The following is a 15,360-nucleotide window of genomic DNA, read 5'->3' as shown; positions in this document are numbered from 1 at the left end:
TCCCATGCGCCATTCCTGCGCCTTTACCGTTTTGCTGGTGACCAGCAGCACCTGCCTGGCGCAGTCCGCCATCGACCTGTACGGCATCGTCGATGTCGGCCTGCGCACCACCAGCGGCCTGGGCGCCAACAATGCACCGACCCCGTCCGGCGATACCCGTGCCGTCAGCAGCGGTGTCGACGAGACCAGCCGCTGGGGCATCAAGGGGCGCGAATCGCTGGGTGGCCAGTGGGCGGCGCTGCTGCGCCTGGAAGGCGGCATCAATGCCGACACCGGCGCCTCCGCCAAGAGCGACCGCCTGTTCGACCGCCTGGCCTGGGTCGGCCTGGCCACGCCGTATGGCACCGTGGCGCTCGGGCGCCAGACCAATTTGCTGGCCGATGCGCTGATATCGGTCGATCCGCTGGGCAAGCGCGACGCGTCGTTCAATCCCAACATCAACATCGCCGGCCTGAGCAACACCGCGTTCGGTACGCATGCGCTCGGTCGCCAGTACGGTCCCAGCGGCTACGCGGACAATGCTTACCGGCTCGACAACACCGTCAAATACAGCGTCACCGAGGGCCCCTGGCAGGCGCGCGCCGCCTGGTCGGCCGGCGAAGTGGCGGGCGACGCGTCCGCGTCGTCCAGCCATGGCGTGGCGCTGGCCTACCAGCGCACGGACTGGGCGGTGTCGGGCGCGACCACGCAATTCCGCAGCCGCGAAGGCTTGCCGCTCGACGCGTGGACCGTGGGCACGGCGTTCCACCTGGACGCCTGGCAGTTCAAGGCCAACCTGGCCCGCAATGAGGCGGACACGGGCGCGGGCCAGCGCGTGCGCCAGCGCGTGCGTTCGGCGGGCGTGAGCCGTCCGGTGGGACAGTCGCTGCTGATCACCACGGCCTGGTACAGCGTGCGGCGCGAAGCGTCCGGCTTTGCCGATGATGGTTTCGACCGGGGCTTCTTGTTCGTCGAGCAGACCCTGTCACCGCGCACCACGGCCTATGCCGAAGCCGATTACACCGTCTGGCGCGGCGATGCCGCCGGGCTGACCAAGTCGGTGCCCAACGACCGCCACGGGGCCGGCTTGACGCTCGGCCTGATGCATAAATTCTAACCGCCCACACACAAGGAGAACACCATGCGATCACCTCACCTGCCTGCCAAGGCCCTGGCCGCGTGCGCCGCGCTCGCGATGGCCGCCGCAGCCCATGCGGCCGATCTGCGCGTCGTCAGTTCGGGCGGTTTCGCGCAAGCGTACAAGGACTTGTCGCCCGCCTATGAACGCAGCAGCGGCCACCATTTGTTGTCGGAATGGGGGCCGTCGATGGGGGCGACGAAGAATGCGATCCCGGCCCGCCTGGCGCGCGGTGAGCCCATCGACGTCGTCATCATGGTGGGCGATGCGCTCGACAAGCTGATGGCCGAAGGGAAGCTGGAACCGGGCAGCAAGGTCGTGCTGGCCGATTCGCCGATCGCCTGCGCCGTGCGGCACGGCGCGCCGCAGCCGGACATCAGCACCGTGGACGGCCTGCGGCAAGCCTTCCTGCATGCCTCGCACGTGGCGTATTCCGATAGCGCCAGCGGCGAGTACATCAAGCGCGAATTGCTCGACAAGCTGGGCATCCGCCAGCAGATGGAGGGCAGGGCGGCCCAGATTCCCGCCACGCCGGTGGGGGAGATCATCGCCCATGGCCAGGCCGATTTCGGTTGCCAGCAGCGCAGTGAACTGAAGCCGGTGGCGGGCATCGACATCGTCGGTGTGTTGCCGCAGGAAGTGCAGCTCCAGACCCAGTTCTCCGGCGCCGTGGTGCGCGGCTCGAGCCAGCCGCAGGCGGCGCGCCAGTTGCTGGACTTCCTGGCCGCGCCCGCCAACGCCAGCGCGATCGAGCAGACCGGGCTGGAACCAGCCGCCGCCCGGCACTGAACCACCTCCCCACGCCGGTGCACCGCGCCGGCGGATTTTTCCGAAAGCGCATCATGACCTCTACCTCCACCGCCACGGCGTCCATCGCAGCCCCGGCTCCGGCCCCGGCCGCCGCCGCCCCCGCACGCGCCCCGTCCAAGCTGGGCGCCGTCATCCGCGTTACGAGCGGAAACTTCATCGAAATGTATGATTTCTTCCTGTTCGGCTTTTACGCGCAGCAGATCGCCAACGCGTTCTTTCCGGCGTCGAGCGAATACGCGGCGCTGATGATGACGTTCGCCACGTTCGGCGCCGGCTTCTTCATGCGTCCGCTGGGCGCCATCGTGCTGGGCAGCTACATCGACCGCATCGGCCGGCGCAAGGGGCTGGTGCTGACGCTGGGCATCATGGCGTCCGGCACGGCGCTGATCGCCTTCGTGCCCGGCTACGCCAGCATCGGTCTGATGGCGCCGCTGCTGGTGCTGATCGGCCGCCTGCTGCAGGGCTTCTCGGCCGGCGTGGAACTGGGTGGGGTGTCGGTCTACCTGTCCGAGATGGCTACCCCGGGCAACAAGGGCTATTACGTCAGCTGGCAGTCGGCCAGCCAGCAGGTGGCCGTGATCTTCTCCGCCGCGCTCGGTTACGGGCTCAACCACGCCATGCCCAAGGAATTGATCGCCGACTGGGGCTGGCGCATCCCGTTCTTCATCGGCTGCTCCATCATTCCGGTCGTGTTCTACATCCGGCGCTCGCTGCAGGAGACCGAGGCTTACCTGACGCGCAAGACGCACCCCACGTTCCGCCAGATGCTGCGCACCATCGGCGTCAACTGGCAGCTGGTCACGGCCGGCGCCATGCTGATCGTGCTGACCACGGTCGCGTTCTACATGATCACTGTGTACACGCCCACGTTCGGCAAGAGCGTGCTCAAGCTGAGCACCGAGGAGAGTCTGCTGGTGACCTTGTGCGTCGGGATCTCGAATTTCATCTGGCTGCCCGTCATGGGCGCGCTGTCGGACCGCATCGGGCGCTGGCCCGTGATGGCGACCTGCGCGGCGCTGACGGCGCTGACCGCCTATCCGGCCCTGTCGTGGCTGATCGCGCACCCCAGCTTTGGCCATATGGTTCTGGTGGAACTGTGGCTGTCGTTCCTGTATGGCAGCTACAACGGCGCCACCATCGTCGCGCTGACCGAGATCATTCCCCAGCAGGTGCGCACGGCTGGCTTCTCGCTGGCCTACAGCCTGGCGACGGCGCTGTTCGGCGGCCTGACGCCGCTGCTGTCGACCTGGCTGATCGAAGTCAGTGGCGACAAGGCGGCCCCCGGCTACTGGCTGGCCGGCGCCGGCGCGATCAGCCTGGCCGCCACCTTCCTCGTGTACCGCGGCGTGGTCAGGGAGCGCTGCGTCGCGGTCGCCTGACCGGTAGCGCCGGACGCGATGGGCCAGTCTGCGGCAACGTGAAGTTGCAAACAGACTGGCCAAAATCCTACGTCGCCGTCAGAAGGTCGCTCATGACGGAACAATCCCGCCAAACCTAAGATGAATGCTCGTCATCGCGCTGCAACCGCAGACGGCGACGTGCTTTTTATATCATCAAGGAGAACGAGATGGCTTCATCGAACCAAGGCGGGAACCAGGATAACGAGCGCAGCAAATCACAGTCGGGCGGCTCGCAACAGAGCGGCAGCAGCCGCGATACCCAGGGCGGCCACGGCGGTTCCGGCAGCCGCCAGTCGCACAGCAGCAGCGATAACAAGCAGTCGGGACGCGACGAGAACACGCAAGGTAGCGGCGGTGGCCGTGGCTTTGCCTCGATGGACCCCGACCGGCAGCGTGAGATTGCGGCCGAAGGCGGCCGCGCCGCCCACGCCTCGGGCCACGCGCACGAATTCACCTCGGAAGAGGCGCGGGAAGCAGGCTCCATGAGCCATAAAAACGACCCGAATCGCCAGAGCGAGGACGAGGACAGCAGTTCGCGCAGCAAGAGCGGCAGTCAGGGCAGTCAGGGCGGCCATGGCAGCCAGGGCGGTCACGGCGGCACCCAGGGCGGCTCGCAGTCCGGTTCGCGCTCGAAATGACGGACGCGGGGAACGCGGCGTGTGCCACTGGTGCGTGCCGCGTTTCCTGCGCTGGCGAGGAGAACATCATGGCCAAGCAAAAGACAGACAGTGGTAACAAACAGGAAGCCGGCGGCGATCGCTCAACGCAGTCGGCCCAGCCCGCTCAGACAAAATCGGGCAAGGAGGCCGCCAGCCAAGGCAAGGGTGGTGGCAAGCGTGGCGGGGGCGCCAAGCAGAAGCGCAAACACTGACGCCGGAGGGCACGATGAGCGACCAGAGCAGGAAAGGCGCCGTCGATAGTACGGATCAGCCATTGACGACCAACCAGGGCGTGCCGCTCGCCGATAACCAGAACTCGCTGAAGATCGGCCTGCGCGGTCCGACCGTGCTGGAAGACTTCATCCTGCGCGAGAAGATCACTCATTTCGACCATGAGCGCATACCGGAACGGGTGGTCCACGCGCGCGGTGCGGGCGCCCATGGCTGGTTTGAGTGCTACGCCGATCTGGCCGACCTGACCCGCGCCGCGCCGTTCCAGGGCGCCGGCAAAGTCACGCCCGTGTTCGCGCGGTTTTCCAACGTGGCCGGCGAGCGCGGCTCGGCCGACACGGCGCGCGACGTGCGCGGCTTCGCCGTCAAGTTCTATACGGACGAGGGCAACTGGGATTTGGTGGGCAATAACATGCCCGTGTTCTTCATCCAGGATGCGATGAAATTCCCGGACCTCGTGCATGCCGTCAAGCCGGAACCGCATCACGCGATGCCGCAGGCGTCCAGCGCACACGACACCTTCTGGGATTTCGTCTCGCTGACGCCGGAATCGACCCATATGCTGCTGTGGCAGATGTCGGACCGCGCCATCCCGCGCAGCTACCGCATGATGCAAGGCTTCGGCGTGCATACATTCCGGCTGGTGAATGCGGCGGGCGCGTCGGTGTTTTGCAAGTTCCACTGGAACCCGCTGGCCGGCACCCACGCACTGGTGTGGGACGAGGCGTCCAAACTCATGAGCGCCGACCCCGATTTTCACCGGCGCGACCTGTGGGAAGCGATCGAGGCCGGCGCCTACCCGCAGTGGGAACTGGGCGTGCAAGTGTTCACCGAAGAACAGGCCAGCCAGTTTCCATTCGACGTGCTCGATCCCACCAAGCTGATACCGGAGGAGTGGTTGCCGGTGCGCGTCGTGGGCCGCATGACCCTGAACCGCAATCCCGACAATTTCTTTGCCGAGACCGAGCAGGTGGCATTCTGTCCCGCCAATGTGGTGCCGGGCATTGATTTCAGCAACGATCCGCTGCTGCAAGGGCGTGTCCATTCCTACCTCGACACGCAGCTGTCGCGCCTGGGCGGCCCCAATTTCCACGAACTGCCCATCAACGCGCCGCAGAGCCCGGTGCACAACAACCAGCGCGACGGCATGCACCGGCAGGCCGTCGATCGCGGCCGCGTCAGCTACGAGCCTAATTCGCTGGGCGGCGGCTGTCCGTTCCAGGCCGGGGCGCGTGGTTTCCAGTCTTACCCCGAGCATGTCAACGAGGACAAGGTGCGCGGCAAGCCGGCCAGCTTCGCCGAACACTATGCCCAGGCGCGGCTGTTCTATGAGAGCCAGACGCCGCCCGAGCAGGCGCACATCGCGCAGGCGTTCCGCTTTGAGTTGAGCAAGGTGAAAACGCTGGCCGTGCGCGCGCGCGTGGTCGCCCACCTCGTACGTGTGGCGCCCGACCTGGCCGCCACGGTGGCCGAAGGGCTGGGCATGGAAGTGCCGGCCGCCGCGCCACTGGGCGATCTTGCGCCGCCGCCGCCCTACGCGCCGTCACCGGCGCTGTCGCTGCTGGCGCGGCCCGGCACGACCGGGGCCGCCACGCGGCGCGTGGCGATCCTGGTGGGCGAGGGCGTCGATGGTGCCGGGGTGCGCGCCGTCTGTGCGGCCTTGTTGCGAGCGCGGGCGGTGCCGCTGCTGGTGGCTGCCCGGCTGGGGCCCTGCGCCGTGGCCGGCGCCGACAGCATCGAGCCCGACCTCACGCTTGAATCGGCGCCGTCGGTGCTGTTTGACGCCGTGATCGTGCCCGATGGCGCCCAGCGTGGCACCTTGGCTGGCGCGGGACAGGCGTTGGAATTCCTGCGCCAGCAGTTTCGCCATTGCAAGCCGATGTACGCGTGGGGTGGCGGGGCAGCGTTGCTGGCGGCGGCCAGCCTGCCCGTGGACTCTGGCAGCGCACGTTCCGACCCTGCCTTGCTGGTCGCCGCGCATGCCAATGATGACGCCACGTTGAACGCCTTCCTGGTCGCCTTGGCCGGCCATCGCGCCTATCAGCGCGAGACTGATCCGCCGCGCGTGTGATGGCCAACCCCCAGCGCGTGGCAGATGGCCAACGGGCCACGCGTTAGATGGGCGATCCGACTAGCGTCTGATGGCATACCGGTTTGGTCAGCGGCGGTTCAGGCGAGCTTGAACGGCACTGTCGCGTTCTGGTCCTGTGCGAAGGCGGCGCACAGGCGGTGAAAGCCGTCGGCCACGATCAGTTTCCCGCTCTGGCTGTCGCACACCAGCAGCAAGGGCGCGAATCGCCGTCCTTTCCTGATGTCCTTGTTCTGCCGTACCCAATCGAAGGCGCGCACTTCCGACATCGGCGTGCGCGAAGCGCGCAGGATGTCGCGGGCCGGCAACTGACGCAGTTTTGCCGCACGCAGCCGCCGCCCCAGGGCGCGCGCCCGCGCCGGACCCACGATGAGGGCCAGGTAAGCCTCGGCGGCCGGGTAATCCTTGTTGCGCGGCCGCTTGCGCCATTTCACGGACTTGCTCATGGTGTGATCATGTTGTGCTCGTTACGCGACCGTCATGCGCCCGGCGTGCACAGCGTGTGCGCATGATGCGTACGCATGACGTGGACTCATGATGCGCGCGGTGCGCGCTGGCTGCGCAACTGGTCGATCTGTTCGGCTGCGCGCTTGCCGGCCAGGAAAGCATGGTCGGAGTTGTAATACTCCCATTCGCTGTAGCGTCCGGCCAGCAGGATGTCGTGGCGCGCCAGCCAGTCGCGCACGACGTTCACGTTGTGCGCGCGCTGGTGGTCGTACACCACGTAGGCGACGGGAATGTCGACCTGATTGGCCACCAGCACCCGGTCATCGCTGCGCATGAAGCCGACCTTGATGGCGTCGGCTATGCAGCGCTGGACGAGGGCCGGGCCGTCCAGCGGCAAAGGCTTCCAGGGCGAGTAGGAAATCTCGCAGGTGAAGCCGAACCCGCCGGGCGGATTGCAGGCCGGGCTGGCGTTGCCCTGCACGAAGATGCGGTGGAAGATGCTGTCCTCGGGGTAGTAGATCCAGTGCTTGTCTGTCACGGCGGCGCGGGCGATGCCGATGTTGACGCAGCGGATGGACACGTGGCGCAGGCCGCGCGCGGCGGCCCGGACCTCGGGCGTGGCCGTCCGTCCCAATAACTTGACCAGTTCCGGCAGCGGCATGGTGCTCACCAGGTGGCCGTAGCGGTAGCGGCGGCCATCGGCCAGCGTCACCAGGTGTTTTTCCGGCAGCACCTGCGCCACATCCGCGTTCAATTCGATATTGCCCCGGATCAGCGGCAGGAAGCCGTTCATCAGCGCCTGGAAGCCGCCCTGGCGCGGGTAGCCAAAGCGCGCGTTGGGACCCATCGGCCGTGGCACGGGCCGCAGCGCGCCTTCGATGATCTCGGCCAGGTCCGGCAACGGCACCCGCCCGCCCAGCCATGATGTTTCCATCTGGTCCAGCGGCACCGTCCACAGCTTGCGGTTGTACGGAATCGCGAAGTGGCGGGCAATGCCGGCGCCCCAGACCTGGTAAATGAACTGTTCGAAGCTGTCCGTGGCGCGCGCCCGCGCCTGTGGGCCGGCGCTGGCCACGCCCGCGCTGCCGTCGGCGCAGCAATCGTCGACGGCGCCGCTGGCGCAGGCCGGCGCCTGCGGGCCGCCGTAGCGGGCCTCGATCGCACCCAGGATGCATTCCTTGATCACGTCCGGCGGCAAGCCGTGCAGCGCACCCTGGAACGGATAACGCGTGTGCACGCCCTTGCTGTAGATCCACGCTTCGCGCATCTGCCAGTGCTGGTTGTCGCCCAGCAGCTTGTCGTACAGCGCCTGCACGTAGGGATCGTTGGAGAACATGATGTGGCCGGCATGGTCGAACGTGAAGCCGCCGTCGTGCAGCGAACGGCAGCAGCCGCCCACGCTCGCGTTGCGTTCCAGCAGCAGGTTGCCGGGTCCCGCATGGTAGGCCGCCGACAGGCCCGTTGGCCCACCGCCGATCACGATGCTGTCGTAGGCGCGGCGGCTGGCGCGCGTGGGGTTGAGCGTTGCCGGGCCGGGGCCATCGGCCGCGTTGCCGTCGGCGGCGGGGCCGTCCGCACCATCCAGCCGGGCCGCCTTGCCGCCCGGTGGCGTTTGCGCCATCAAGGCGGCCATGCTTTCGGCCGTCGCATCCCATGAGGTGCTGGCGACCACGGCCCGCATGGCCGCCGCCGACGCCTCGGCCTCGGCGGTCGTGCGCGCCAGCGCCGCTTCGCAATGGGCGATGAATTCGCCATGGTCATGGCCGATGGCGACCAGGTGGCCATACGGTTGCTCGACGTCGCGGATGGCGGTGCTGACCACGGGCAGCTCGGCCGCCATGTATTCGAGCACCTTGGTCGGGCTGATGAAGCGCGTAGCCTCGTTCAGCGCGAACGGCAGCAGGCACACGTCCCAGCCGGCCAGCAACTGGGGCAGGGCCTTGTACGATTGCTGGCCCAGGTAGTGGACATTCTGGCGCTGGGGCAGGGTGGCCGGGTCAATCTTGAGCACGGGGCCCACCAGCACCAGTTGCCACTCGGGATGGGCGTCGGCGATGGCGGCGATCAGGGCGGCGTCGAAGCGCTCGTCGATGACGCCGAAAAAGCCGAGCCGGGGCCGCGGGATGTCGTCGTGCAGCGGATGGTGGTTGCCGCGGTCGCGCGCCTGTTCGAAATGCACGGCATCCACGCTGCTGGGGAAGCAGTGGGCGTTGGCATGGCGCGTGCGCTTGGCTTCATACAGGCTGGGGCCGCCCGTGAAGACCAGATCGGCCATGCTGAGCAGCGCCGTCTCGCGTTGCAGCAATTGCCGGGGCGCGTTGCTGAACGCGCTCAGTTCGTCCATGCAGTCGTACACCACCAGCGATGTCTGCAAGCCTTGCAGCAGCGGCAGCGCCATCGGCGTGTAGAACCAGGCCAGCACCGGCTCGCCGGGTGGCGCCAGCGCCGCCACCAGCGGTTGCAGCACGGGGATCTGCTGGTCGTGGAAACCAATGGCGCGCACGGGCGTGTGCGGTTGGCACACGGTCAGGTTGGGCGCCGGGCGGGAGCTGACCATGTGCGCCTCGCCTTCCTCGTACACGGGCTCCTCCACGAACACGATCTTGTAATGCCGGGCCAGCCGGGTGAGCAGTTGTTGCGGACGCTGGTACACGAAATCCCAGCGCAGGTGGCAAAAGACGATCAACGTTCGCATGGTGTTCTCCTCGGTGTGGCACAGGCTGTCGGTCAGCCCGATCGCTTGCTGCAAGGCGGTGGCGTAGGGCGGCACCAGCACGCGGGCCAGCGGATCGGCGCCGCCGTGGTCGGGCTCCCACAAGCCGCTGCGGTGCCAGTGCGCGGCGTCGTCCCAGTCGGGACGGTCGATGGCCGGATACAGGCACAGGCCGCGCACGTCGGCGCCGCGTTCGCGCGCCATCAGCACTTGCTCAGCCATTTCCCGTATCCAGGTGCCGCGCCCGCTGCCCACATGGCTGGTTTCGGCCAGCACCACCGGCTTGCCGTAGCGCCGGTGCAGGTCCAGCAGCAGCTCCCACAACGGCCGCCGGCGCGGGTCGTCCAGGTGCCACCACAGGCGCAGGTTGGTGCCGCTTTCCCATTGGTTGCTGTGGTAGTAGTTGGCGCCGATCAGGTCCAGGTAGCGCGGATCCCCGCCCAGTTCCGGCGCGACCCGGCCGCACAGCATGTCCAGCGCCTCGAACTGCGACGCGCTCCAGCCGGCCGCCTGCGCCGCCCAGTCCGGCCGGTCGCGCGGGGCGATCACGTGGATCAGCGGATCGCACTGGAGGAAGCGGGCGCCGGGGCTGATCTCGCGGATGGCGTCGATGGCGGCGATGGAGGCGTGCACCAGCTGCCGCTTGCCCAGTTCCCCGGCTTGCGGGTGGTCCATATTGCGGCATTTGAACATGTGCACGGACAGGCCCCAGGCCATGAACGACAGTTCGTTGACGGGCGAGTAGAGCGGCTGCTCGCCCAGCCACGGGGCCAGGAAGCGCGCCGCCGCGCGGCAAAAGCGCACGAAGCGCGGCACGAAATCGTCGCTGAACAGGTCGACGTCGTCGGGCCAGCCGTAGTGGCAGAAGGTCCAGCCGCTTTGCACGCCCAGCGCGCGCGCCGCCTCCAGGCGCGGCAGCAGGGGCGAGAAATCGAAGCGGCCGTCATGCTCGGTCAGCCGCCAACCTATCGATTCGCGCACCGTGCCGATGCGGAACGGGGCCAGCAGCGCGTAGTCCTCCTGCGCGCGCGCCAGGTGGCCGGTGGTCAGGTTCATGTCCAGCGGCTGGCCGGCATGGTTGACGTGGTCGGCGCCCTCGTAGCCGGCTTGCCAGAAGGTCGCGAACGGATGGTATGGTGGCAGCGGCACGGCGCACCTACTGTACGTTGCGGGTGGCGGCGCTGATCTGCTTCAGCGGGATCTTGGGCGTGCGGTCGGCCTTGAGCAAGCCGTTGGCCTCCTGGAAGGTGTCGGCGAACTGGGTGTAGCAAAAGCCGCTGAACATCGGCGTCTCGTTGACCACCTTGAGCAGGGCCCGGTAGTGCTCGAGGAAGCTTTCGGCCGTGTTCTGGCGCGCATAGCCCCAGGTGGGGTGGGGCGGCGCCGTCGGATCGAAGGCGATGCCGCCGAACTCGGTCAGCACGATGGGCTGGCCACGGTGGGGGAAGCCGTCCAGCGTGAGGATGCGGCCGCCGGGACGGCGCTGGTCGAACAGGGTGCGCACCGGATCGGCCACCTCGTAGCGCTGGCGCAGCCGTTCCGGGTCGGGATCGTAGTCGTGGATGCCGAGGATGTCGGTGGCCGACGCTTCCCAGCCATCGTTGCCGATCACGGGGCGGGTCGGGTCGAGCATGCGCGTCAGGTGGTACAGCGCCTCGACGGCGTTGCGGTGGGCCTGCACGGCCGTCAGGTTGGGCACGCCCCACGATTCATTGAACGGCACCCAGACGATCAGGCTGGGGTGGCTGTAGTCGCGCTCGATCGCTTCGGTCCACTCGCGCACCAGCCGCGTCATGGCGCGCGCCGTGAACGCGTAGGCGGACGGCATTTCCTCCCACACCAGCAGGCCGAGCCGGTCGGCCCAGTACAGGTAGCGCGGGTCTTCGATCTTCTGGTGCTTGCGCACGCCGTTGAAGCCCATCTCCTTGGCCAGTTCGACGTCGCGCCGCAGGGCCGCGTCGGATGGCGCCGTCATCAGGCTTTGTTCCCAATAGCCCTGGTCGAGCACCAGCCGCAGCGGATAGGGGCGGCCATTGAGCATGAAGCGGTCGCGGTTGATCGACACCGAGCGCATCGCCGTGTACGAGCGCACGAAGTCGAGCACCTGGCCGTCGCTGTGCAGCGTGAGCTCGGCGCGCAGCAGGGTCGGGCGCTCCGGGCTCCACAGCAGTTCGTTGCGCGAATCGTCGATGCCGGGATCGGACAGGGCGATCTTGCGGTTCGCCTCCTGGCCCACCAGCAGGTAGCTGTCGGCCGCCAGCAGCCGGTCGCCGTGCCAGATCCGCACTTCGACCGTCAGGCCCGGGCAGGCGTCGCCGCCGGCCAGCACTTCGCAGCCCAGTTCATAGCCATCGAACACCGGGGTCCAGCGCAGCCGGCGGATATACGTGCGGCCCACGGCTTCGAGCCAGACGGTCTGCCAGATCCCGGTGGTGCGCGGATACCAGATCGCATGGGGATCGGGTTGCCAGTCCTGCTTGCCGCGCGGCTTGCCGAGGTCGGCCGGGTCGTCCTCCACCAGCACCACCAACGTCTGTTCGCCGTCCACCAGTTCGTTGGTGATGTCGGCCGTGAACGCCGTGTGGCCGCCTTCGTGCTCGGCCACCATGTGGTTGTTGATCCATACCCGCGCCTGGTAGTCGACGGCGCCAAAATGCAGCAGCGTGCGCGCGCCGCGCGGCCCCGGGTGGAAGCGGCAGCGGTACCAGCAGGCGGGATGAAAGCCGGTGTCGCCGATGCCGCTGGCGGCCGATTCGGGCGCGAACGGCACCACGATGCGCCGCGACCAGGGGATGGGATCGGACGGCAGGGCGTAGGCGCGCCCGTCGTCGAACTCGAATTCCCATTCGCCGTTCAGCGATTGCCACTGTTCGCGTACCAGTTGCGGCCGTGGATAGTCGAACTCGTCCATTGCTGTCCTTGCATGATTGTCAGGAGTTGACGGCCCATCGTAGCAGCGCCCCCGCGCCGGCGCGCTCACGATACGAAGCGGAAATCCTGGGGCGGCGGGCCACGGCGGCCCCGTCCGCAAGGCCGGCGGATCGGCTCGTCTCATGTAAAACTGGCAAGGTTCGGCGGCCGTCCGGCCCCGGTTTCGCCGTGTTTTCGCTGTGGGCGTGGCCCTGCATGCTTAAATTGTGGCAAAAAAGATCGGTGTGTCTCGTGTTATATGTCTTATATAAGACTTCCTGAGGTACAATAGCGCTCAGTACTGGCGGTCACTTGTCCGCTTTTCCTGCAATCTATCCTGACTGAGAGATTTTCATGCTAGCTGCCTACCGCAACCAAGTCGCCGAGCGCGCATCCCTTGGCATCCCACCGCTGCCGCTGACCGCGGCCCAGACCACGGACCTGGTCGAACTCCTGAAGAATCCGCCAGCAGGTGAAGAACAATTCCTGGTCGAGCTGATCACCAATCGCGTGCCGGCCGGCGTGGACGACGCCGCCAAGGTCAAGTGCGCCTTCCTGGCCGCCGTGTCCAAGGGCACGGAAAGCTCGCCGCTGATCTCGCGCGAACTGGCAACCCGCCTGCTGGGCACCATGCTGGGCGGCTTCAACATCAAGCCTATGATCGACGTGCTGGACGACGCCGTGGTCGGCCCCGTGGCCGCCGAAGGTCTGAAAAAGACCCTGCTGATGTTCGACTACTTCCACGACGTCAAGGACCTGGCCGACAAGGGCAGCGCCCGCGCCAAGGAAGTGCTGCAATCGTGGGCCGATGCCGAGTGGTTCACCTCGCGTCCTGAAGTGCCGCAAAGCCTGACCCTGACCGTGTTCAAGGTCTCCGGCGAAACCAACACCGACGACCTGTCGCCGGCACCGGACGCCACCACCCGTCCCGACATCCCGCTGCACGCGCTGGCCATGCTGAAGAACCCACGTCCCGGCATCAACCCGGACGTGCCCGGCTCGGTCGGTCCGATCAAGCAACTGGAAGCGCTGAAAGCCAAGGGCAACCTGGTCGCCTACGTGGGCGACGTGGTGGGCACCGGCTCGTCGCGTAAATCGGCCACCAACTCGGTGCTGTGGTTCACCGGCGAAGACATTCCATTCATCCCCAACAAGCGTTTCGGCGGCGTGTGCCTGGGCGCCAAGATCGCCCCGATCTTCTACAACACCATGGAAGACGCCGGCGCGCTGCCGATCGAGCTGGACGTGTCGCAGATGGAAATGGGCGACGTGGTCGAGCTGCGTCCATACGAAGGCAAGGCCCTGAAGAACGGCGCCGTGATCGCCGAGTTCAAAGTCAAGTCCGACGTGCTGTTCGACGAAGTGCGCGCCGGCGGCCGTATTCCGCTGATCATCGGCCGCGGCCTGACCGCCAAGGCGCGTGAAGCGCTGGGCCTGGCCCCATCGACCCTGTTCCGCCTGCCGCAGAACCCTGCCGACACCGGCCGTGGCTACTCGCTGGCCCAGAAGATGGTCGGCCGCGCTTGCGGCATGCCAGAAGGCCACGGCATCCGCCCAGGCACCTACTGCGAACCGAAGATGACCACTGTGGGCTCGCAAGACACCACCGGCCCGATGACCCGCGACGAGCTGAAAGACCTGGCTTGCCTGGGCTTCTCGGCCGACATGGTGATGCAGTCGTTCTGCCACACCGCAGCCTATCCGAAGATCGTCGACGTCAAGACCCACAAAGAACTGCCAGCGTTCATCGAGAACCGTGGCGGCGTGGCCCTGCGTCCGGGCGACGGCGTGATCCACTCGTGGCTGAACCGTCTGCTGCTGCCTGACACCGTCGGCACCGGCGGCGACTCGCACACCCGTTTCCCTATCGGTATCTCGTTCCCGGCCGGTTCGGGCCTGGTGGCCTTCGCCGCCGCCACCGGCGTGATGCCGCTGGACATGCCAGAATCCGTGCTGGTGCGCTTCAAGGGCAAGATGCAGCCTGGCGTGACCCTGCGTGACCTGGTCAACGCGATTCCGCTGTACGCCATCCGCCAGGGTCTGCTGACCGTGGACAAGAAGGGCAAGAAGAACATCTTCTCGGGCCGCATCCTGGAAATCGAAGGCCTGCCTGACCTGAAGGTGGAACAGGCATTCGAACTGTCCGACGCCTCGGCTGAGCGCTCGGCCGCCGGTTGCACCGTGCACCTGGACAAGGCACCGATCATCGAGTACATGAACTCGAACATCACGCTGATGAAGTGGATGATCGCCACCGGCTACCAGGACAAGCGCACGCTGGAACGCCGCATCAAGGCCATGGAAGCCTGGCTGGCCAAGCCTGAGCTGCTGGCCCCGGACGCGGACGCCGAATACGCTGCCGTGATCGAGATCGACCTGGCCGACATCCACGAGCCTATCGTTGCTTGCCCGAACGACCCGGACGACGTGAAGACCCTGTCGGACGTGGCCGGCGCCAAGATCGACGACGTGTTCGTGGGTTCCTGCATGACCAACATCGGCCACTTCCGCGCCGCTTCGAAGGTTCTGGAAGGCAAGTCGGACATCCCGGTCCGCCTGTGGATCGCTCCGCCGACCAAGATGGACGCGCAAGTGCTGACGGCCGAAGGCCACTACGGCACGCTGGGCCGCACCGGCGCCCGTATGGAAATGCCGGGCTGCTCGCTGTGCATGGGTAACCAGGCGCAGATCCGCAAGGGCGCCACCGTGATGTCGACCTCGACCCGTAACTTCCCGAACCGTCTGGGCCTGGACACCAATGTGTACCTGGGTTCGGCCGAACTGGCAGCCGTGTGCTCGGCGCTGGGCCGCATCCCGACCAAGGAAGAGTACATGTCGCAGATCGGCGTGCTCGACAAGAGCGCCGACCAGATCTACCGCTACATGAACTTCGACCAGATCGAAGAGTTCCGTTCGGTGGCCGACAAAGTCGAAGTCGGTGCCTGAGCGAACGTAACGCCAGCGCGGTAAGCTGAGCAGAACCC

At 67.0% G+C, this 15,360-nt stretch carries 10 protein-coding genes; 7 read left to right on the top strand and 3 right to left on the bottom strand.

Annotated features, from left to right (window positions below):
- Nucleotides 1-4: 4 nt before the first annotated feature.
- The 6 genes from H3H37_RS16120 to H3H37_RS16095 all read left to right on the top strand — a co-directional run bounded on the left by H3H37_RS16120 (nt 5) and on the right by H3H37_RS16095 (nt 6,288).
- Nucleotides 5-1,096 carry a porin gene (locus H3H37_RS16120; protein ID WP_182164293.1) on the top strand — a complete coding sequence of 364 codons (1,092 nt, stop codon included), beginning with the start codon at nt 5-7 and terminating at the stop codon, nt 1,094-1,096.
- Between the two features lie 24 nt (nt 1,097-1,120).
- On the top strand, nt 1,121-1,906 hold the full coding sequence (locus H3H37_RS16115; protein WP_182164291.1) for a substrate-binding domain-containing protein: 786 nt from the start codon (nt 1,121-1,123) through the stop codon (nt 1,904-1,906).
- 53 nt (nt 1,907-1,959) lie between these two features.
- Nucleotides 1,960-3,306, top strand: coding sequence for an MFS transporter (locus H3H37_RS16110; protein WP_182164289.1), 1,347 nt, complete (start codon nt 1,960-1,962; stop codon nt 3,304-3,306).
- Nucleotides 3,307-3,494: 188 nt separating this feature from the next.
- On the top strand, nt 3,495-3,965 hold the full coding sequence (locus H3H37_RS16105; protein ID WP_182164287.1) for a KGG domain-containing protein: 471 nt from the start codon (nt 3,495-3,497) through the stop codon (nt 3,963-3,965).
- Nucleotides 3,966-4,033: 68 nt separating this feature from the next.
- Nucleotides 4,034-4,198: a hypothetical protein gene (locus H3H37_RS16100; RefSeq protein WP_182164285.1), complete on the top strand. Its 165-nt coding sequence runs from the start codon at nt 4,034-4,036 to the stop codon at nt 4,196-4,198.
- 14 nt (nt 4,199-4,212) lie between these two features.
- Entirely contained in the window at nt 4,213-6,288 is a 2,076-nt protein-coding gene (locus tag H3H37_RS16095; RefSeq protein WP_182164283.1) for a catalase, read from the top strand.
- 98 nt (nt 6,289-6,386) lie between these two features.
- Here H3H37_RS16095 and H3H37_RS16090 read toward each other — a convergent pair whose 3' ends face one another.
- The 3 genes from H3H37_RS16090 to H3H37_RS16080 all read right to left on the bottom strand — a co-directional run bounded on the left by H3H37_RS16090 (nt 6,387) and on the right by H3H37_RS16080 (nt 12,377).
- Nucleotides 6,387-6,752, bottom strand: a complete 366-nt coding sequence (locus H3H37_RS16090) for a hypothetical protein (protein ID WP_182164281.1) — start codon at nt 6,750-6,752, stop codon at nt 6,387-6,389.
- 86 nt (nt 6,753-6,838) lie between these two features.
- Nucleotides 6,839-10,615 carry an NAD(P)-binding protein gene (locus H3H37_RS16085; RefSeq protein ID WP_311197521.1) on the bottom strand — a complete coding sequence of 1,259 codons (3,777 nt, stop codon included), beginning with the start codon at nt 10,613-10,615 and terminating at the stop codon, nt 6,839-6,841.
- Nucleotides 10,616-10,622: 7 nt separating this feature from the next.
- Nucleotides 10,623-12,377 carry a glycoside hydrolase family 2 TIM barrel-domain containing protein gene (locus H3H37_RS16080; protein ID WP_182164279.1) on the bottom strand — a complete coding sequence of 585 codons (1,755 nt, stop codon included), beginning with the start codon at nt 12,375-12,377 and terminating at the stop codon, nt 10,623-10,625.
- A gap of 353 nt (nt 12,378-12,730) precedes the next feature.
- Between H3H37_RS16080 and acnB the strand changes: the two genes are divergently transcribed.
- A complete protein-coding gene (gene acnB / locus H3H37_RS16075) occupies nt 12,731-15,322 on the top strand; it encodes a bifunctional aconitate hydratase 2/2-methylisocitrate dehydratase (RefSeq protein WP_182164277.1) in 2,592 nt (863 codons plus the stop codon).
- Nucleotides 15,323-15,360 lie beyond the last annotated feature (38 nt).

The organism is Rugamonas brunnea (assembly GCF_014042345.1).
Classification (GTDB): domain Bacteria; phylum Pseudomonadota; class Gammaproteobacteria; order Burkholderiales; family Burkholderiaceae_D; genus Rugamonas; species Rugamonas brunnea.
The sequence above is the reverse complement of the archived record's forward strand: the minus strand, read 5'-3'. Positions and strand labels throughout refer to the sequence as shown.

Bases quoted from the DNA above. Each gene is read 5' to 3' on its own strand.
- H3H37_RS16080 (WP_182164279.1), bottom strand. From the start codon at position 12,377: ATGGACGAGTTCGACTATCCACGGCCGCAACTGGTACGCGAACAGTGG.
- acnB (WP_182164277.1), top strand. From the start codon at position 12,731: ATGCTAGCTGCCTACCGCAACCAAGTCGCCGAGCGCGCATCCCTTGGC.
- H3H37_RS16105 (WP_182164287.1), top strand. From the start codon at position 3,495: ATGGCTTCATCGAACCAAGGCGGGAACCAGGATAACGAGCGCAGCAAA.
- H3H37_RS16090 (WP_182164281.1), bottom strand. From the start codon at position 6,752: ATGAGCAAGTCCGTGAAATGGCGCAAGCGGCCGCGCAACAAGGATTAC.
- H3H37_RS16100 (WP_182164285.1), top strand. From the start codon at position 4,034: ATGGCCAAGCAAAAGACAGACAGTGGTAACAAACAGGAAGCCGGCGGC.
- H3H37_RS16115 (WP_182164291.1), top strand. From the start codon at position 1,121: ATGCGATCACCTCACCTGCCTGCCAAGGCCCTGGCCGCGTGCGCCGCG.
- H3H37_RS16095 (WP_182164283.1), top strand. From the start codon at position 4,213: ATGAGCGACCAGAGCAGGAAAGGCGCCGTCGATAGTACGGATCAGCCA.
- H3H37_RS16110 (WP_182164289.1), top strand. From the start codon at position 1,960: ATGACCTCTACCTCCACCGCCACGGCGTCCATCGCAGCCCCGGCTCCG.
- H3H37_RS16120 (WP_182164293.1), top strand. From the start codon at position 5: ATGCGCCATTCCTGCGCCTTTACCGTTTTGCTGGTGACCAGCAGCACC.